We start from the raw sequence: 19,163 nt of genomic DNA on the forward strand, positions 1-19,163 counted from the left end.
GCAATTGCGCGATCAGAAGAACAGGATGCCGCCGAGCGAAATCGTCCGCGTCTCCAGGTCGCCGGGGAAGAGATCGGCGCCGGTACCTTTTTCGCGGTTGTACTCGCCGACCAGGGTGACGTATTTGTTGAGGCTGTGATAGACGCCGAACGTCGCCGAGCGGAACTTGTTCGTTTCCGCCAGCAGCCCGTCCTTGTCGCGGTTCTCGCCATAGTTCAGGCCGACCTTCGTCTTGCCGAACTTGTAGATCCCCTGCACGAAATAGCCCCTGCCCTTGGTCTCCTCGAACGGTGAGAAGAACAATGCGCCGACCGTCGACAGGCCCAGCCCCTTGCCGTCGAAGCCGTACGCTACCGCCTCGAAATTGCCGAATCCGAGCTTCGCGCCGAGTTCGAGGCCCCTGGCGTCGAAGCTGCCGTCGCCGCTGGTCGTCTGGTGGACCCCGCCCGCCCACACCGAGCCGCTCGTCGTGTCGCCCGCCTTCCAGTCGTAGTTCAGCATCGCCTGGAAGCCCGGATCCTCGGTCTCGTCGCCGGCAAAGCGGTTCGGGTCGAAGATGCCGGCGGAAGCCGAAAAGCCGCCCATCGTCGGCGTCGTGTAGGTGATCTGCGGCTGGAAGCCTGTGTACATGTAGCCGTGGCCGATCATGCCGAAGGTGGTGTTGAACGGCGTCGCAGCGTAGCTGTTGCCACCGACCCCGAGCAGCGTCATGTCGGCGAGGATGATCTTCTGGCCGAACAGGCCGATGTCGCGGCCGAGCTTCACCGTGCCCCAGTCGCTCGAGCCGAACTGGAAGTACAGGTTACGGGTATCGATCTGCGAGAACGGGCTGTCACAGCCGCGATCGCCGCCGCAGGACGGGTCGCTCGGCAGGCCGACGACGTCGGACTTGTCGTTGATCCCGGGTGCGAAGCCGACGTGGGCCTTGATGTCGAGACCCTCGACCTTGGTCGTGAACACGAAGTTGATCCAGCCGGGCAGCAGGCCGTTCGTCAGTGCCGAGTCCTTCGTCTTGACGTCGCCGACTTCCTGCGTGCGGTGCGCATAGAAACCGTTGATCGTGCCGTTGATGTCGAGCGTCGCATCGCCCTGCGAGAAGCTCACTGCGTGCGCCTGTCCGACGGCGGCCGCGCACATTGCCGTGATGAGCACGATGCGACCCGACGCCGCCATTTTCAATCCGCTATTCATTCTTTCCTCCTTGGCCCTGTTCTTTGCCTTGTTCATGTCACGGTCCGCCCCTATCGGCGGCCGGCGCATTGCGGCCACGCGTTCAAGCGCGCCTGCATGCTCTTCGCAAGGCTTGGGCCAAGTGTTTCGTGATCAGGATTTGATCGCTTTTCGGAGTTTTTAGCGTTCATTTACTGCATTTCGCAGCAACACGTGATCCGCTTCGACGCACCGCGGGAGGAATCACCGCAACAGAAATGTTTCAAGTTGGAACAGCTGCAGGAACACCCGTCAGCTTCCCCACCGATAACGCAGGCCGATCCACGCGGTTCGCGGCGCACCGGGAGCCACGGCCTGCTCGCTGCGCCACGCGTCCGGATCCGCTGCGAAGGCGCTATTGGGGCCGACGAAAGAGTTCTCGGCCAGCACGCCGCCCGTCGAATAGCGCTTGTCGAAGACATTGTCGAGGCGGCCGAACAGCATCCAGCCGCTGCCCAGCCGATAGTCGGCACTCATGTTGAACAGGGCATAGCCCGGCACCCTGCCGCGCCCGCCGAACTCGTCGCCGGCGCGATGCGCGTTGTTCTCATTGCCACGGGCGTACTGCCTCGAATATGCAACCAGGTCGGCTCCGACGCGCAGCGCCGCAGTGGCGCGCCAGGACAGCGCGACCTTGAGGCTATGTGCGGGCAGCCCCGGCAGGCGGTCGCCGCTGGAGACGAGGATCTCGTCCTCACCGCAGCCGTCCCGGCCTGCGGTGCTGTTGTTTTCGGCCAGCACGCAGGCCGAAGAGCGGAACACGGCGCGCAGATAATTGTAGTGCAGCTGCCAGTCCAGCGAGCCGGTTTCGCCATCCAGTCCCAGCTCGATGCCGTCGCGTCGCGTCTTGCCGAAGTTCGTGAAGTAGCCGAGGCTGCCGCCGGTGCCGACGAAGAGAATGTCGTCATGGTTGGTGCTGCGGAACGCGCCGGCGTTCCAGCGAACATCATCCGACAGCCGGCCACGCAGGCCGAGTTCGAACGTGCGCGTCACGACCTGTTCGAGGAAGGGGTCGGCCGCCATCGCGTTGGGCAGGCTGCAGGCGTTTTCCGGATCGGCACAACCGAGTTCGATCGGCGACGGAGCCCGGTTGCCCTGGCTGAAGCCGCCATAGCCCGTGAGGTCCGGACTCATCTGCCAGGTGAAACCCAGCGCGGGGTTCAATTTGCGATACGTGAAATCACCGTCGAGATTGCCCGGCGCGTTCGGGCGCAGGCGATCATCGCTGATGACACGAGTGTGGTTGTAACGCAGCGAACCGGTCATCTGCACCGCCGGCGTCAGTGCGACGCTGTCGGTGACGTAAATGCTCGTGGTGCGCGTGCGGCCGAGCAGTTCATTGACCTCTTCCTCGTCGTCGGTGGGCTGGACGCCGCGGCTGCCGTCGAGTTCCCCTTCCTGTCCGGTCTGGCGGAAGTTGCTGCGGCCGCGGTCGTGCGACGCGCCGAGCGCGAACTGGTGCGCGCCGGCGATGCGGCTTCCCTGCAGTGCGACGCCCGCCGCATTCTGGCGCGTCGCGGTGCGGTTGAGCGCGCCGTTCTCATCGTCGCCGGCCTCGAAATCGTCTTCGAGATCGCCGTTCAAGGTGCGAGTGTGCGTGCGCCGCACGTAGGCCGTGCCGGAAAGCTGGTCGCTGTCGTTGAGCCAGTGGCTGCCGGACAACGCCAGCAGCGTGCCGCGATTGCGGGTCTGGTCCGGATGGGTGAAGACGGCCTCGCGCCCCTCGGCGCGCAGCAGGCTTTCGGGCACGACGCCGTTGCCGACGAGATCGGTGCGGGCGTGGGTGAGCGTGAGCGCGAGGTCCGTCACGCCGGCGGTCCAGCCGAACTTGCCGAAGACCTGGCCGACATCGGTCGGCGAGTGGTCGCGCCAGCCGTCCTCCTTGAGCCCTTCGGCGGCCAGGAACCATGACGCTTCGTTGCGCGTGCCGCCGTGTTGAATCGCACCGCCGCGACGGCCGAACGAGCCGCCGTACACCTCGAACTCACCGCCCGGATGAGTGTCGCCGCGCTTGGTTTCGAGCGCCAGGGCTCCACCCAGCGTATTCAGGCCGTAGAGCGGATTCGAGCCGGGCACCAGCGTCATCGACGCGATCGCCGAGCGCGGGATGAGGTCCCAGTTCACGACGTCGCCGAACGGTTCATTCACGCGCACGCCGTCGAGGAACACCGACAGCCCCTGCGGCGTACCGAGCAGCGGCGACGCCGAAAAGCCGCGGTAGTTCAGGTCCGCCTGGTAGGGATTGCCCTGCATCTCATTCACGTTGATGCTCGGCAGCCGGCGCTGCAGGCTCTCGGCGAGCGAAACCCCGCCCGCTTCGCGCAAGCTCTGCGCGGGCATCGTCTGCACATTGGCCGGAATCTGCTCACGCGGCAGGCCGATACCGGGCAACAGCGTCGTGCCGATGATCTCCACCGGCTCGAGCATCGCCTCCGCCGCCTGCGGCGGCATCGCGTTCTGCGCCTCGGCGCTGCCGCCTGCCATCATCGCAGCGGCCAATGCGAGCTGCGAGCATGTCGTCATCGACAGAAGGTATCTTGCGCGGATACCGGAATCGTCCCGCAAAGCGTTCCTGCCTGCCCTCCCCGGCAGGGTTCTTGATGACTTGGTCATACCGGCTGTCTCGATCTTCCTTAGTTGATGTAATGCCCGACACCGATCAGCGCGCCGCCTTCGCGGCGCCCGTACGAGCGCTTGTTCTCGACGCGATTCGTCACCGGATTGCGCCATATGTACGCGATGGGCGGCTCGTCTGCGGACTTGAGCTTGTCGATCATCCCGGCGACGAGTGCGTGCCCTCGGCGTCCTTCAGGCCCCGTGCATGCAAGGTATATGCCATTCTGACCACGCCGGCGCCGGCCGTGACACCGGGTCCAGGCCGGCCATTCCGCACACCCCGCCCCCCTCAACGCCGCCTCGAGGCGCTTCCGGCAGGGTTCGAAGGCTGGCACGCACCCTCGAAGCGAGCGTTGTGTCCGCACCGGCGACACCTATAGTGGAAATGCAAACGCTCGGCACAGACCGGCAGAAACTCCAGGGAGCAACGCATTCGGGAGAAGGAACATGGACACCAGATCAACTTTCCTGGCGGCGATGGCAACACTGGCGCTGATCGTGCCGCCGAGCATGGCGGCTCCCGACAAAGTCAGGGATCAATCCTTCGACGAGCAGGCGCGGGCAGTGCAAGAACGGGTGGAACTCAAACAGGACGCGGGCGTGTTCGGACGGCCCGGCGACGTTCCCGGCGAGGAAGGCCCGCGCGGAAGCTCGGTGGGCGACCGCGATCTCGATCGCTACGTCCAGCGGCTGGGGTTTGAGATTCGCATGAGAAACGCGATCGCAGACCGCGATTCGGCCGGTTTCCACTAACGCCATCCCGCGCCGGGCCTGCATCCCGGCCGGGCGTGCTCGCGAACTTCATTGCGGGAGCGGACCCGCGCTGCCGGCCTGAACGCCGGCCGGACGCGGCGGGTCAGCCGCAGCGATTGCGGTAGAGGGTTGCACGTCGCGAAGATCCGGGAGGCCACCAAGGCCGAGTTCGCCCGCCACCTCGTCGATGAATTGCCGGTGCTCGCGCGGCGCGTTGCTGCGCCAGTGACGCAAGTACTGTGACAAGTCGACGGTGGCGTCGGCCGGATGCAGATTCAGGTAGCGAAGCGCAGCCCAGTGCTCGGGAGCCCGTTCGAACAAAGGCAGCAACAGGTTCGCGACGACCTCGTTGTCGTCGCGGCGGTACGGGTCGCCGGCGAGGACATCGAGCTTCGCATGCAACCATCGGCCCGCCGAAACACCTCCGGGCAAACGGCGATGCGGCTCGGCGACAAGGCGGTCTGCATAGCCGCGCAGCGCCGCAGCGTAATCTTTCCAGGCTGAATAGGGCGCGTCGGTCTGCCAGCGGGTTGCCATGCTGCGAAGCGCGTAAAGGCCCGCGGCTTCGCAAACCGCCTCTTCGAACCACTGGTTGCGCTTGCGCCCCGCGACGCCGGCGGCGCCCGCGAAGTTCGACATGATGTGGCACAGCTCATGTCCGAACTGGTACGCGTATTGCGCCCAGCTCCGGTTGCGCGCCGACAGCCGTATCTGGTATTCGCCGGCGCCTCCCCTTTCATAGAGGGTTACCGGGCTACCGGGAGCATGCGTGACCAGGATCGGCTGATCGAGCACACCTCCGCGGCGGCTGATCAACTCGTCGGCGACGGCACGGAGCAGTGTTTCGATCTCCTCGCGATCGGCTGAGCCCCACCCCTCGCCTTCGACGAGAATCGTCACGCCGCCCGGAGCTTCTGCAGCCCCGGCAGCGGGCGCACGGGACAGAGCAGCGATCCCGATCAGCATCGCGAAAACAAGAATCAGCCGTGCGACGATTCGGTTCTCATCCATCTCACCGTTCCTCCCGGCATCGATGCGGCGGCGCCGTTGCACAGGCGGCACCTGCGCTGTCACGCAAGTGCCGCCACCGCTCCCCCGGATTTCGGCTGTTGCCGCCGGGGAGTCAGCACATCAGGATTTGTGCAGCTTGAACACCCACACCGAACCGCCCTGCTCGAGGAAGTTCACGCGCTTGGCGACGTCGCCGCCCCACAGCGGCACCGCGCCGCCCCAGCCCGACACGACCGCGACGTACTGTTCGCCGTTGTCATCCCAGGTGATCGGCGGCGCAATGATCCCGGAACCGGTCTGGAACTTCCACGCCTCGGCGCCGGTGGTCGCGTCGACCGCCTTCAGATAGCCTTCCGGCGTGCCGTAGAACACCAGGTTGCCGCCGGTCGTCAGCACGCCGCCCCACAGCGGCGCGTTGTTCTTGACTTCCCAGACGATCTTGCCGCTGACCGGGTCGACCGCGCGCAGCGCGCCGATGTAATCGTCGTGCAGCGGCTTGATCGTGAAGCCTGCGCCGAGGTAGGCGGCGCCGCGCTTGTACGACACCGGCTCGTTCCAAATGTCCATCGCCCATTCGTTGGCCGGCACGTAGAAGTAGCCGGTCTTCGGGCTGAACGCCATCGGCATCTGGTTCTTGCCGCCGAGGAAGGACGGGGCGTTGAGCACGGTCGTGCCCTTCTTGCCGTCGCCGCCGCCTTCGGTGAACGGGTTGCCGGGACGCTTCGTGTCATCGTAGATCGGCCGTCCGGTCTTGAGGTCGATGCCCTTCGCCCAGTCGATCTGCTTGACGAACGGGAAGGCGTTCAGCAGCTTGCCGTTGGTGCGGTCATTGACGAAGAAGAAGCCGTTGCGGTCGGCCTTGCCGCCGGCCTTGACCGTCTTGCCGGTCTTCGGGTCCTTGTATTCGAAGGACACGAATTCGTTGACGCCGTCATAGTCCCAGCCGTCGTGCGGCGTGGTCTGGTAGTGCCAGACGATCTTGCCGGTGTCCGGATCGATCGCGACCGTCGAGGATGAATACAGGTTGTCGCCCGGGCGCAGCCAGCTGTTCCACGGCGACGGGTTGCCGGTGCCGATGAAGATCAGGTTGACGTCCGGATCGTAGTAGGCCGACAGCCACGGTGCGGCGCCGCCGGTTTTCCACAGGTCGCCCGGCCACGTCGCGTTGGTCTTGCCCGAGATGCCGTTCTCGACCTCTTTGCCGGCCGCATCGTACTTGAAACCCATGTGGCCTTCGACGACCGGCCGCGTCCACACCAGCTTGCCGGTCTTGGCATCGCGCGCATCGACGCGGCCGACGATGCCGAATTCGCCGCCGGAGTTGCCGGTGATGACCATGCCCTTGACGATCTGCGGCGCCGCGGTGAAGGAGTAGCCGGCCTTGTAGTCCTCGATCTTCTCCTTCCATACGACCTTGCCGGTGTCCTTGTTCAGCGCGACGAGCTGCGCGTCGAGCGTGCCGAAGATCACCAGGTCGCCATAGATTGCGGCACCGCGGTTGACGACGTCGCAGCACGGCATGATGCCGTCCGGCAGGCGGTGCTCGTACTTCCACAGCTTCTCGCCGGTCTTGACGTCGAGCGCGAAGATGCGGCTGTAGGACGCGGTGACGAACATCTTGCCGTCGTGCACGATCGGCTGCGACTGCTGCCCGCGCTGCTTTTCGCCGCCGAACGAGAACGACCACACCGGCACGAGATTCTTGACCGTCTCCGGGTTGATCTGCGTCAGCGGGCTGAAGCGCTGCCCTTTCGTGCCGAGGCCGTGCGTAACCACCTGCGTGGTGACCGTGTCGTCGTTCAGGATGTCCGCATCGGTCACTTCCTTCGCCTGGGCGACTCCGACGCCCGCGAGAGCGAGCGCGAGAACCGTGGCGGCGACGGGCCCCCGTATGTTTTTCCGGATCTGCTTCATTTACCTTCCTCCTTGCATTTCTCGTCGTTTTGTTCGGGAACGCCCCCGGACAGGTTCGTCCGGTTCGACAGCCATTCCCGCAAGGGCCATGCCATCGGCAGGCATATACCAAAATAGGTATTCCCGGCCGCAAGCGCAGGAATTTCTCGCCGTAAACCTGTAGCGAATGACAGCAGTCGTTCCGTTTCGGAACAGCACGGATATCCGCGAGTCCCGGGCCCGCCGCGTCACCGCCATGGCACAGGCCTTGCTGAAAGCCGGTCATAGCGCGGCGTCCCGCGCCCGGCGGAGGGGGTTTCATGTTGATTGTCAGTTTGGTGCGGACGAATCGTGGCCTTCGAGTCGGTCGCCGTTGTCGGCGCATGCACCGCGCAGGACGCGACGCGATTGAAATGCCTGCCCTCCCGATGCCGCCGCAGTTCCGCCGCCGGGCCGAGTCCGGGGAGGCGTACCGCCGTCCGGTCGCGCATCGCTTTCCCGCCGCCGAACCGGCAGTCCGGGGCGCTGGCGATGCATGCTAAGTCGACGACGCTCGGCACCCGTGTGGGCCTTGCGCTGATCGCCACGCTCGCGCTGATCATGCTTGCGGGCGCCGGGTGGTGGGTGCGCGAGACGCGCCGGGCGATCCACGAGGAAGTCCAGGCCGCAAGCCATGTCGCACAGCAGTGGATCGACGTGCTGGTGTCCGAAACCCTGCGCGACCCCACCGACGGGCCGGTGCGGCTGATGGCGCATCTGCGCGCGGTCGGGCGCCTGCGCGCCAACCAGCTCGAAGTGATCGCGGCCGACGGCGTGCGCAGGTACCTGTCGCCCGAACCGACCTACAAGGCCGGCCGCTTCGCGCCCGAGTGGTTTGCCGGCTGGCTCGCGCCGGCCGTGGCCCCGCGCCACTTCGATGCCGGCGATCAGCGCATCGTGCTGCGCCCGGACGCCTCGCGCGCGATCCTCGACGCCTGGGACGACCTCAGCACCGGACTGGGCTCGGCGCTGGCGCTGCTGCTGCTCGTCGCGCTCGCCGCACGGCTGGCGCTGAACCGCGCGCTCGCCCCGCTCGCCCGCATCGATGCGGCCCTTGCACGCGGCGCCGACGGCCGCTTCGATATCCGCCTGCCGGGCTACCGTGTCATCGAACTCGACCGCCTCGCCGGCAGCTACAACCGTCTTGCCGATACCCTCGACCAGGCGCGCGCGCAGAACCTGCGGCTGGAACAGGACCAGGCGTTTGCGCGCGCCGTGCAGGCGCGCCTCGCGGAGGAGCGGCGCGTGATCGCGCGCGAGCTGCACGACGAGCTCGGCCAGGCGATCACCGCAGTGCGCGCGATCTCCGGCGCGATCCTGCAGCGCTGCGAGGACCAGCCGCAGATTTACGGCAGCGCGCAGGCGATCCTCGCGATGACCGGCCAGATGCAGGACGGCGTGCGCGCGATCCTGCAGCGCCTGCGTCCGGCCAGCGCGAATGGCAACGGCCAGCTCGACCGCGCGGTGGCCGACTACTGCCGCCTGTGGTCCGGCCACCATCCGCATATCCGCGTCGACTGCGTCACCTCGCCGCCGGGAGCAGCGACCGACGAGGCGCTCGGGCTCACCGTGCTGCGCCTGCTGCAGGAAAGTCTCACCAACGTCGCCCGCCATGCCGGCGCGTCGCGCGTCGAAGTGCGCCTGGAGTTCAAGTCCGATGCGGTCGCGCTCGAAGTCTGCGACAACGGTCGCGGCCTGGCAGCCGAACCCGGTGCCGGACGCTTCGGCCTCGCCGGCATGAAGGAGCGCGTCGCCGAATGGCGCGGCGAACTGCGCCTTGACACGCCGCCCGGCGGCGGCCTGCGCGTGAGCGCGCATCTACCGAAAAACCCGCCTTGCGAGGAACTCCCCGATGGCCTGCGCACCGCTTGAAAGCCTCCGCCTCATCCTCGCCGACGACCACGCCGTCGTCCGCATGGGTTTTCGCATGCTGCTCGAAGGCGCCGGCGCGCACGTGGTCGCCGAAGCCGACAGCGGCGAGGCGGCGCTCGCGGCCTTCGCCGAACACCGCCCCGATGCCTTGCTGATGGACGTATCGATGCCCGGCATCGGCGGGCTCGCCGCGCTCGAACGCCTGCTCGCGCGCAGCCCCGATGCCCGCGTGCTGATGCTCTCCGCCCACGAGGATGCGCAGATTCCGCTGCGCGCACTGCGCGCCGGCGCCACCGGCTACCTGTCCAAGCGCGCCCAGCCGCACGAACTGGTGCGGGCCGTGGCGCGGATCGCACGCGGTCAGCGTTACGTGGACCCGGAACTGGCGCCGCAACTGGCGCTGGCCCAGTTCGGCGGCAACGGCGATCCGGCCGATGCCCTCACCGACAAGGAATTCGCCGTCTTCCTGCAACTGGCGCAGGGCAACTCGGTGAACCAGGTCGCCACCACCCACAAGCTCAGCCCGAGCACCATCGGCACGCATCTCTACCACATCAAGCAGAAGCTCAACGCCACCAATGCCGCCGAACTCGCGCTGATCGCCGTGCGCAGCGGCCTGATCACGGTGTGAAGCGCGACATCAATGACCGTGCGCCGCGTACCGGAACCGCTTCCCACGCCGTGAGCACGCTCATCCGCCGGTTCGCCGCGGTGCTGTGCGTGCTGATCGGCGCCATGGCTGCAACGACGTCCTTCGCCGGCGAGCTGACCCGCGCCGACCTCGAACGGCGCTTCGCCCCGCCGCTGCGCGTCGGCGACAAGGCCGGCGACGTGCCGGTGTGGCCGATCGGCAGCGAACTCGCGCCCGATGACGGCCCCGTCGGCTGGGCGTTCGAGTCAATCGATCTCGCGCCCATTCCAGGCTTCGAAGGCACGCCGATCAACCTGCTGATCGCGCTCGATGCGCGCGGCAACTTCATGAGCGTCGAGGTGCTGCGCCAGCACGAGCCGGTGTTCCTCGGCGGGCTTGGCGAAAGCCCGCTGCACGAGTTCGTGCGCCAGTACGCAAACCGCAACCTGAGCCAGTCGATCACCGTATCGACCGTCTACGGCGCCTCCTCCGCAGCGGAGGGTGCCGGCAATCGGGTCGTGCTCGACGGCATCACCAAGGCCACCGCGTCGGTCCGCATCGTCAATCAGACCGTCCTCACCGCCGCGGTCGCGGTCGCGCGCGCCCGCCTGGGCTTCGCGGCGCCGTCCATCGCCGGCCCGCCCGCACGGGCGCGCGAGGACCGGTACGAGCAGCGCAGCTTCAATGATCTGCTCGACACCGGCGCGATCGCCACGCTGCGCCTCGCCAACCGCGACGCCGAGGCGCTGTTCGCCGACAGCGACGCCGCGGGACTCGATCCAGCAGCACTCGCCGCGCCCGACGAGACCTTCGTCGAGTTCTACGTCGCCTGGCTCAATCCACCGGGCATCGGCCGCGCGATCCTCGGCGACGCGGGCTTCGCCGAACTGCAGCGTGCGCTGGAGCCCGGCCAGCAGGCGTGGTGGGTCGCCACCGCCGGACGCACCTCGTTCCTCGACGAGCACTTCGTGCGCGGCACCGCGCCGGCCCGCCTGACGCTCAGGCAGGGCGGCGTGCCCTTCGAGCTGCGCGATGCGGATCTCGATCCGCGCACACCGCCCGGCGCACCACCGCTGAACGCAGCGCTGGTCCTCAAGGCGGCGCCGCTGGCCGGCGTCGACCCCGGCAGCGTGCAGGATTTCGGACTGACGCTGGCCCGTGCGCGCGGCGCCATCCTGCCCGAGATCACCCACCGCGGCGTGCAGGTGAATTACCGCGCGCCGGAGTCCTACTTCGAGCGCCCCCCGGCACCGCCGCCCGACTGGCTGATCGCCTGGCAGGACCGGCGCACCGATCTCACAGTGATCGGCGCGGCGCTCGCACTGCTCGCCGCGGTGCTCGCGCGCCCGCGCTGGATCAGCCTGTCGCCGCGCCGGCTGAAGCTGTTCCGCTTCGGCTTCCTCGCCTTCACGCTCGGCTACCTCGGCTGGCATGCGCAAGGCCAGCTGTCGATCGTGCAGCTCACCGGCGCGGTCAAGATGCTCTATGCCGGCCAGAGCCTCGCGAGCTACCTCTACGATCCGGTCTCGCTGCTGCTCATCGCCTTCACGCTGGCGAGTTTTCTCGCCTGGGGCCGCGGCGCCTTCTGCGGCTGGCTGTGCCCGTTTGGCGCGCTGCAGGAATTCGCGGCGCACCTGGGCCGCCTGTGTCGCCTGCCGCAGCGACGCCTGCCGCGACGTCTTGCGCAGTGGCTCGACCGCGGCCGCTATGCGCTGCTGCTCGCCCTCGTCGGCGCGGCAGCATTCGCGCCGCGAGTGGCCGGGAAGCTGGTCGAAGTCGAACCGTTCAAGACTGCGATCACCGTCGGCTTCGACCGCACCTGGCCCTTCGTCGCCTATGCCGGAGTGCTGCTCGCACTCGGCACCGTGTATTACAAGTTCTTCTGCCGCTACCTGTGTCCGCTCGGTGCCGCCATGGTGCTCGGCGGCAAACTGCGCCTGCTGCGCTGGCTGCCACGCCGCAGCGAATGCGGAAAACCCTGCCAGCGCTGCCGCCATCGCTGCGCCTACGACGCGATCGACCGCAATGGCGCCATCCGCTACGACGATTGCTTTCAGTGCCTCGACTGCGTGGGTATCTATCACGATCCGGAGCGTTGCGCGCCGGTGATGCTGCTGCGCCGCAAGGCACGGCACGCCACAACGACCGTCCTGAGCGGAAGGCCACGGTGACTGCGCCAACTTTCCGCACCACGACGGTCATTTGATAAAAGTCCTGACTCCGCAATCGGGACAGCTTCATCCATTTCCTCACCAGGTTGGCATTCACGCCATTGGCCAGCGCCACCCAAGCCACCGATGCTCCCGGCTCGCCGCACGCCTGAACAACGGCCTGCCTGAATTCCTCGCTGTGCTGCCGCTTCTGGCGTTGCGGTTTCGCAATCTCCATGATGGTGTCCACGATCGTTGATGGTGGACACCATCCTCCTCAATCGCGGCGCTCCATCGCAGATGACTTCGCCGGATGCTTACGCAGCGAGAGATTCTGCGGCGCATTGTCCTTGCACAGCGTGCTGGCGTCCTCGCCAAAGCTGACATCGAGGACCCAGTGAAGCCGGTTTTCGATGGTCTGATCACAAACGACAAATTCTGCGTCACCCGCTTTGTCCGGCTGACACTGACCTCGCCGCGCCATGACTGGCGGCGACAGGGCACGGCTCAGCATGCTGCGTGTCCTTCCGCGGAGAGTGTTCTCTGCGGAGGGGGCCATGAAACACCAATGGCAGATTCGCCGGCAGACGAAGCCGTTGCCGGACGGTCAGCAGCGGTGGGATCGAGCCTACCAGCTGTTGCTGGAATGGAGCCGGTGTCCGGCGGCGCCTCCGCATCCACCGGCAAAGGAGAAGGATGATGCGAGTTGCCGTGTATGTGAGGGTATCGACCTCGAACCAAGTCCACCAGCAGACCATTGATCAGCAACTCGATCGCCTGCGAGCCCATCTCCAAGCACAGGACCTTACCCTGACGGATCAGAACATCTACCGTGACGACGGCTTCAGCGGCGCGCGCCTGAACCGTCCCGGGTTGGATCATCTGCGCGATGCCATACGGGAGCGCAGTATCGATCGGGTGGTGCTGACGGCGCCGGATCGGCTGGCGCGCAATTATGTCCATCAGATGCTGCTGCTGGAAGAATTCGAAGAGCATGGCTGCCAGGTCGAATTTCTCGACCGCCCGATGAGCCAGGATCCGCACGACCAGCTGTTGTTGCAGATTCGCGGAGCGGTGGCCGAATACGAACGCACCCTCATCACCGAACGGATGCGCCGTGGCCGCCAGGCAAAGCTGCGCGCCGGAGTGTTGTTGCCCTGGACGCGGGCGCCCTACGGCTACCGCCTTCATCCCGATCGGCCGCGCGATCCGGGCGGGGTGGTGCTGGAACCCGGCGAGGCCGCCGTGGTGGCGGAAATCTTTGCGCTTTACCTGGAGCCCCAGGTGAGCCTGTTGCAACTGGCGCGCACGCTTGCCGAACGTCATATACCGTCGCCCGGCGGCAAGTCGGTGTGGGCAGTCGCCACCTTGCACGGGATACTGACGAATCCCGCCTATACCGGCCAGGTCTATACTGGACGAGTACGTTACCGCCCACCCCGTATCCGGCGTTCGGCGACCCACCCGATTGGCCGGCCGCACGAAAGCCGCATCCCGGTGCCACGCGCCGAATGGATTGCGGTGGCGACGGTGCCGGCCATCGTGGCCACCGAACAGTTTGACCTGGTACAAAGCGAGTTGGCGAAGAATCGATGCTTTTCGCAACGCAACAACACGGCGCACCCCTACCTGCTGCGGGCGCTGGTCAGCTGCGGCTACTGCCGGTATGCCTGTATCGGTCGCACGGCGGTCCGTTCTCCCTATTCGTATTACATGTGTTCGAGCAAGCTCAGATGGGCCATGTTGGGGCGTGAGCCTTGCCATGCGCGTTTTGCTCCGGCCGGCCAACTCGATGATCTGGTGTGGCGCGACTTGTGCGAAGTGCTGACCCATCCGGCTGAACTCACGCGGGCGCTGGAGCGGGCGCACGGCGGACAGTGGTTGCCGCAGGAATTGCAGGCACGCCGGGAGAACCTGCGCCAAGGCCGGGTCAGCCTGGGCCAGCAGATCGACCGCCTGACGGAAGCCTACCTGCACGACGTCATTGCCCTGCCTGAGTACGAGCGGCGGCGTCGCGACTTGGAACAGCGCGATCAGGCGTTGGCGGAACAGGAGCGCCAGTTGTCCGCCCAAGCCGACCGGCATGAGGAACTCGCCGGCACCGCCATCGCCATCGAGAACTTCTGCGCCCGCGTATGCGCTGGACTGGATAACGCCAGCTTCGAGCAGAAGCGCCAGTTGGTCGAACTGCTGATCGATCGGGTCATCGTCACGGACACCGCGGTGGAAATCCACTATGTGATTCCCACCGACCGGAGCAGCGAGCACGTCCGTTTTTGTCATTTGCGTACAGACTATCTCCACGCCCCAGTGCGCACGCACCGCTGCAGCCAGCTCCTCGGCGCTGAGCGCGCGGGAGCTGATGTAGTAGCGTCGCTCAAGCTCGGACTCCTTGTCGCCGACGACACGGATGGAGTCGATACGCCCGATCGTCATGCATTTGGGCCACTCGGCCGGATCGACGATGCCCTTGGCTGGCAGCACCGAGGCGATCTGACCGACGGTGCGCCCGTGACCGCGCTCGACCAGGTGTTCGCGGTCGACCGACTCGCCCCCGTGTTGATCGATGAAGGCGGTCTCGATCGCCTCAAGCAGCTTGGGCTGGTTGCCCTTGACCATCAGCAAGTAGTCGCCCTTCTTCGCAACGATCTGTTTGGCAATGGTTTTCTGGCACCCCATGGCGTCGATGGTGACCAGCAGTCCCTTGAACGACAGCGCCTCGAGCAGCTCGGGAATCGCGGTGATCTCGTTGCTCTTGGCCGCCACCTTCTCCTGGCCGAGCACGAGCCCCAGATCGGTGGCGAACGCACTGACCATGTGGATTGCACTTTCGCCGCCACTGCCCGAGCCGCGCACCGTCTTGCCGTCGACGGCGATCGTGCCGCTCAGCGCAGCATCGTCGCTGAGCGCCCCCACGACGCCACCGACCCAGCGCCGGAAGGCCGCTTCGAACTGCTTCGGGTCGAGCGCCCGCAGGATGCGCAGGAAGGTTTCCTCGGACGGGACGCCGTTCTTGAGCACGAGGAAGCGGCGCAGCCACGCTTCCTTCTTGCGCGCCCAGAAGGCAATGTCCTCGACAGCGTCGGAGTCCGAGAGCACAGCGGCGATCATGATCACCAGAATCTCCCGGAAGTCGTGCAAGGTACCGTTGCTCGGTTTGCGCGGATCATCGATTTCGTCCAGACAGCTCATCAAGGATACCCTTTGCGTCGCACTCACGCTCTTCGTCCAAAAGACGAGAGTAGACGTGATTTTCGAAGGGTTCACAAGATGAATGCATAAGATGTTGAAGGTTAACGACTATTTTGAAAGTGCTATGCCATCAGTGAAAATGCTTTCCGAGTGCGGAAGCCCTGACTCCGCATTCATCGCGAAAAGGCGTTCAATACCCGTCGCTTCTTACCCAGTGTTACTTCGGAGTAACCCGCCTGGCGCAGATGCTCAAGAAACGCGTCAATATGATGTTCGCGCAGCCCGGGGCACGCGCCATCTTCGAATGTGTCGTTCGTGGTCATATGAATGCTCCTCGACCAGCCTGATTGCCAGCCTGAAGAAATCATATGAATAATGCCGACTCTGAAATCGTCGAACGTCAGTCGACACCAGAACCTTTAACCCATGAATCGGCATAATCCGGGAGTCGGCATTACGCGGCCGAAAACGCCATCCGTCCCTTCGTCGTCGGCAGGAATTATCCTCGGTCAACTATTAGGCAAGGTCTGCCGCCGGGATCGGCCACTTGTGTGGCGGGCCGCGTACTTGAGTTTGCATAATTTCAGAGGCTTTCGAGGAATTTGAGGACAGCGTCGCTTGGGCGGTAGCGTTTGCGCTTGGTCTCCGGCGGCGCGAGCGTATCGAGGGCACGTTCCTTCATTGCCAGGTCGGCCTCGACGTAGCCATGGGTCGTGACCGGGCTCTCGTGCCCCAGCCACAAGGCGATGACCGTGATGTCGACGCCGGCCTGCAACAGATGCATGGCGGTCGTGTGCCTCCAGGAATGGGGCGATATTCTGCGCCCCGCCAGCCGCGGACACTGCGTCGTCGCCGCCGTGATCGCGAGGGCAAGTCGCTCGGCGACATTCGTGCGGGTCATCGCTCGCCCGCTGCGGTTGGGGACGAGGGGCTGGTCGGTGCGCAAATCTGCATACTTCAACCAGTGACGGATTTCGGCCGCCGTTTCTTTCCACAGCGGCACGGTTCGTTGCTTGCGGCCCTTTCCATGCAGACGCACCGAGGACGTCGCGCCGAGCGTGACATCGGCGACCCGGATGCCGATCATCTCGGAAACCCGCGCGCCGGTGTTGTAGAGCAACGCGAACATCATCCGATCACGACGACCACACCAGGTGCTCGTGTCGGGGGCGGCGAGAACGGCTTGAACCTCATCGCGGGAGAGATACTCGAGCAGGGGCCGCTCGAAGCGTTTCATGGGTATTGCCAGAATCTGCTGCGCGAGTTGCAACGCCGGCGGGCATTGCAAGGCCACGTAATGGGCAAAGGCGCGCACCGCAGCCAGTCGTGCGTTGCGGCTGCGCACCGTGTTGCGGCGCTCGGTTTCGAGGTGGGCGAGGAAGTCGAGGACCAGTGCCGCATCGAAATCCCCCAGCGTCAGCTTGGCCGGTGGCTTGCCCCGTTCTCGTTCTGCATAGGTCAGCAGCAGCCGGAAGGTATCGCGATAGGCCACAACCGTTCTCGGACTGGCGTTCTGTTGCTGGATCAGACGTTCGGCAAAGAAGCGCTGGAGCAAGGTGGCGAAGTCGGCGGGAACTGCGAGCAAGGGGTTCATCGCGTCGCTCCCTCGGTGTAACGATGGAAGCGTTCGGCGGCAATCGCCATCAGTTCTGGAATACCGGTGAAGTACCAGTAGGTGTCGCTCACCTTGGCATGTCCGACGTACGTCGATAGCGCCAGGACGGCCCGGTCGACATCGATGCCCTGCTCGTAGAAGCGCAAAGTGCTCCTGACTATGAAGGTGTGCCTCATGTCATGCAGGCGGTGATGCGGGTAGTCGCCGCGGGGCTGCCAGCCGAGTTGCTGACACAGCGCCTGCAAGGCGTACAGGATGTCGCGCCGATTCGCACAATGGCCGTCATCGCGCAGGAAGAACCGGTCGCAGGCGGGTCGAGGCACGAGCCGGTCACGCTGAAGAGCATATGCGTCCAGGTACTCAGTTACGGTCAGATGAAGCGGCACCAACCGCTGCCGGTGGAACTTGGCTTCCCGGATACGGAGGATTCCGGCCTCGAGGTCGACGTCGGCGCGTGTGAGCCCGAGCGCTTCGGAGATGCGCAGGCCGCTGGCGGCGAGCAAGCCGAAGATGCACCGGCAAGTCGCCGGCCGCAAACCATGCTCCGGCGCCAGGCCATTGGCTGCATCGAGCAGCGCGATCAACTCCGCCTCGGTGTAGATATGCGGCACCAGGCGCCGGTGCGCCGGGCCGAAGAGACCTCGTGGTGGCATCTCCGTCGCCGGATCGTCGCGCAGGCAGAAGCGTGCGAAGCCACGCAGAACGTCGATACGGCGTGCCCACGTGAGCGGATTTGGGCGCTGCGAAGACCGTGCCCATGCGCTGGCCAGCGCCACCGTCAGGTGATCTGCGGTACCACATCGGTCAGCAAAGCGGGCAAAGGATCGAAGCTGCGTGGCATCGATGCTGAGCTCGAATCCGTGACGGCGGCGATACGCCAGATACGTCTCGACCCGAGTCATCCAGGAAACCGGGGCGTTCATGACCGACTCCCGGGCCACGGCAGGGCCACGGCCCGCAAGCCTTCCAGATCGACGCGCGCGTAGCTGTTGGCCGTGTCGAGGCTTTGGTGGCGCAGGAAGTCGGCGATTTCTTTGACGGAGGCCCCTGAGCGCTGCAGATGCGTCGCCATGGTCCGCCGAAGTACATGGGTGTTGCAGAACCGATCGCTCAGCCCGCAGCGAACAAAGGCGCGATTCATCGAATTACGGATCGCCGGTACGCCCAACGGTTTGTCGAAGGGCGCGCGGTGTCGTACGAACAATGCCCGGTTCACGGTCTGCGGTCGTCCCCGCCGTAGGTACTGAGCGATGGCTTCGCCGGTGGACTCCGGCAGGGGCAACTGCTGCACGCGTTTGCTCTTGGTGCTGCTGATCGTCAGCGTTGCGCTGCGCCAGTCCACCGACTCCAGGGTCAGGTAGGTGACTTCATGGCCGCGCAGACCAAGATCGAGCAGGCAGCGCGCGATGGCGTAATCGCGCAGTCCGACAGGGTCAGCGCGATCGAATGCCTTCAGGAAGGCATCCAGTTCGGCGTCCGCGAGCACTTTGGGCAGAGTGGTGCGGCGCCAGTCCGCAATTCTTGGCAGGGAGGCCGCCAAGGCAGCGGTCGACTCACCCAGCAGGGCACGGTAACGAAAGTAGCTGCGCAGACTGTTGCCGACGACGCGCAGCGATGACGGCCGCAAATGTGAACTCAACTCGGCAAAGAATGTATCCAAGCGCGCTGCGGACAGCTGCGCGATCACGGGAGTTGAAACTCCAAACTCGCGAACAAGGAAGGTGCCGACATGGTGAACTCGGCGGTCACGGGTGACGGGAGCCAACCCACAAATGTTCGAGAGGTACTCGCCAAACCGCTCGAGTTCAACCGCCACCGGATCCGTCAATGTCGCTGCCGATGGGTCGCCGGGCAGCAGGCGGAGCATATGCCGTAGCGCTGCGCCTGAACTGGCGGCAGAGGGATAGCAAGGCGCCGGGCATGTGCAGGCAGGGAGGTGGTCGTGCAAGAAGCGCTTGATGAGCGCAGCATCAAGGCGCGACATCCTGATCTCGTCAGTCTTGATCCAGTGGCTGAAATGGGCCAGACCGCCCAGATAAGCGCGGATGGTGTGATCGGGATAGCGCTGGTTGCGCAACGCTTCGATGTAGGGGGCGACGACGTCGTTGAGCGGGCCGTCAGTCAGCCAGTCGCGACGAGCAAAGTTCGTCAGGCACGCATCCGTAGGCATGGTGTGCTCCTG

Annotated in this window: 14 protein-coding genes and 3 pseudogenes; 5 read left to right on the forward strand and 12 right to left on the reverse strand. The window is 65.6% G+C overall.

What is annotated here, in order from left to right; all coding sequences use genetic code 11:
- Positions 1 to 12 precede the first annotated feature (12 nt).
- The 3 genes from GO606_RS13970 to GO606_RS13980 all read right to left on the reverse strand — a co-directional run bounded on the left by GO606_RS13970 (position 13) and on the right by GO606_RS13980 (position 3,986).
- Positions 13 to 1,137 (reverse strand): porin, encoded by a 1,125-nt coding sequence (locus tag GO606_RS13970; RefSeq protein ID WP_246979638.1) that lies wholly within the window; start codon positions 1,135 to 1,137, stop codon positions 13 to 15.
- Positions 1,138 to 1,461: 324 nt separating this feature from the next.
- Positions 1,462 to 3,732: a TonB-dependent receptor gene (locus GO606_RS13975; RefSeq protein WP_211166701.1), complete on the reverse strand. Its 2,271-nt coding sequence runs from the start codon at positions 3,730 to 3,732 to the stop codon at positions 1,462 to 1,464.
- 110 nt (positions 3,733 to 3,842) lie between these two features.
- Positions 3,843 to 3,986, reverse strand: a complete 144-nt coding sequence (locus GO606_RS13980; protein ID WP_246979580.1) for a hypothetical protein — start codon at positions 3,984 to 3,986, stop codon at positions 3,843 to 3,845.
- Positions 3,987 to 4,272: 286 nt separating this feature from the next.
- Between GO606_RS13980 and GO606_RS13985 the strand changes: the two genes are divergently transcribed.
- Positions 4,273 to 4,578, forward strand: a complete 306-nt coding sequence (locus GO606_RS13985) for a hypothetical protein (protein WP_169119145.1) — start codon at positions 4,273 to 4,275, stop codon at positions 4,576 to 4,578.
- A gap of 48 nt (positions 4,579 to 4,626) precedes the next feature.
- Here GO606_RS13985 and GO606_RS13990 read toward each other — a convergent pair whose 3' ends face one another.
- Together GO606_RS13990 and GO606_RS13995 are read right to left on the reverse strand one after the other, a co-directional pair.
- Complete coding sequence (locus GO606_RS13990) at positions 4,627 to 5,589, reverse strand: hypothetical protein (RefSeq protein WP_211166700.1); 963 nt, start codon at positions 5,587 to 5,589, stop codon at positions 4,627 to 4,629.
- A 120-nt stretch (positions 5,590 to 5,709) separates the two neighbouring features.
- A complete protein-coding gene (locus GO606_RS13995; protein WP_169119144.1) occupies positions 5,710 to 7,503 on the reverse strand; it encodes a methanol/ethanol family PQQ-dependent dehydrogenase in 1,794 nt (597 codons plus the stop codon).
- A gap of 510 nt (positions 7,504 to 8,013) precedes the next feature.
- On the opposite strand from GO606_RS13995, the gene GO606_RS14000 reads away from it, so the two are divergent.
- Genes GO606_RS14000 through GO606_RS14010 form a run of 3 tightly spaced genes read left to right on the forward strand, consistent with a single transcriptional unit; the run spans position 8,014 to position 12,195 of the window.
- Positions 8,014 to 9,393, forward strand: coding sequence for an ATP-binding protein (locus GO606_RS14000; protein ID WP_169119143.1), 1,380 nt, complete (start codon positions 8,014 to 8,016; stop codon positions 9,391 to 9,393).
- The gene (locus tag GO606_RS14005) at positions 9,374 to 10,024 is read left to right on the forward strand and encodes a response regulator (protein ID WP_169119142.1); all 651 of its coding nucleotides are present in this window, start codon (positions 9,374 to 9,376) and stop codon (positions 10,022 to 10,024) included. Before GO606_RS14000 ends, GO606_RS14005 begins: the two co-directional genes overlap by 20 nt.
- A 50-nt stretch (positions 10,025 to 10,074) precedes the next feature.
- Positions 10,075 to 12,195 (forward strand): 4Fe-4S binding protein, encoded by a 2,121-nt coding sequence (locus GO606_RS14010; RefSeq protein WP_246979581.1) that lies wholly within the window; start codon positions 10,075 to 10,077, stop codon positions 12,193 to 12,195.
- Between the two features lie 67 nt (positions 12,196 to 12,262).
- Here GO606_RS14010 and GO606_RS14015 read toward each other — a convergent pair.
- Positions 12,263 to 12,412 (reverse strand): annotated as a pseudogene (locus tag GO606_RS14015) (transposase); the annotation flags it as partial.
- Between the two features lie 39 nt (positions 12,413 to 12,451).
- Positions 12,452 to 12,688, reverse strand: coding sequence for a transposase (locus GO606_RS14020; RefSeq protein ID WP_169119141.1), 237 nt, complete (start codon positions 12,686 to 12,688; stop codon positions 12,452 to 12,454).
- Between the two features lie 185 nt (positions 12,689 to 12,873).
- Between GO606_RS14020 and GO606_RS14025 the strand changes: the two are divergent.
- Positions 12,874 to 13,929: pseudogene (locus GO606_RS14025) on the forward strand (recombinase family protein); the annotation flags it as partial.
- A 543-nt stretch (positions 13,930 to 14,472) separates the two neighbouring features.
- Here the strand turns inward: GO606_RS14025 and GO606_RS14030 are convergent.
- The 5 genes and pseudogenes from GO606_RS14030 to GO606_RS14050 form a co-directional block, all read right to left on the reverse strand.
- A pseudogene (locus tag GO606_RS14030) lies at positions 14,473 to 15,366 on the reverse strand (ISAs1 family transposase); the annotation flags it as partial.
- A gap of 173 nt (positions 15,367 to 15,539) precedes the next feature.
- Positions 15,540 to 15,689: a hypothetical protein gene (locus GO606_RS14035; protein WP_169120911.1), complete on the reverse strand. Its 150-nt coding sequence runs from the start codon at positions 15,687 to 15,689 to the stop codon at positions 15,540 to 15,542.
- A gap of 260 nt (positions 15,690 to 15,949) precedes the next feature.
- A complete protein-coding gene (locus GO606_RS14040) occupies positions 15,950 to 16,960 on the reverse strand; it encodes a site-specific integrase (RefSeq protein WP_169120826.1) in 1,011 nt (336 codons plus the stop codon).
- Positions 16,957 to 17,904, reverse strand: a complete 948-nt coding sequence (locus tag GO606_RS14045) for a tyrosine-type recombinase/integrase (RefSeq protein ID WP_169120824.1) — start codon at positions 17,902 to 17,904, stop codon at positions 16,957 to 16,959. The genes GO606_RS14040 and GO606_RS14045 overlap by 4 nt, the downstream gene beginning before the upstream one ends.
- Entirely contained in the window at positions 17,901 to 19,151 is a 1,251-nt protein-coding gene (locus GO606_RS14050) for a tyrosine-type recombinase/integrase (protein WP_169120822.1), read from the reverse strand. The genes GO606_RS14045 and GO606_RS14050 overlap by 4 nt, the downstream gene beginning before the upstream one ends.
- Between the last annotated feature and the right edge of the window lie 12 nt (positions 19,152 to 19,163).

The organism is Aromatoleum anaerobium (assembly GCF_012910705.2).
GTDB lineage: Bacteria > Pseudomonadota > Gammaproteobacteria > Burkholderiales > Rhodocyclaceae > Aromatoleum > Aromatoleum anaerobium.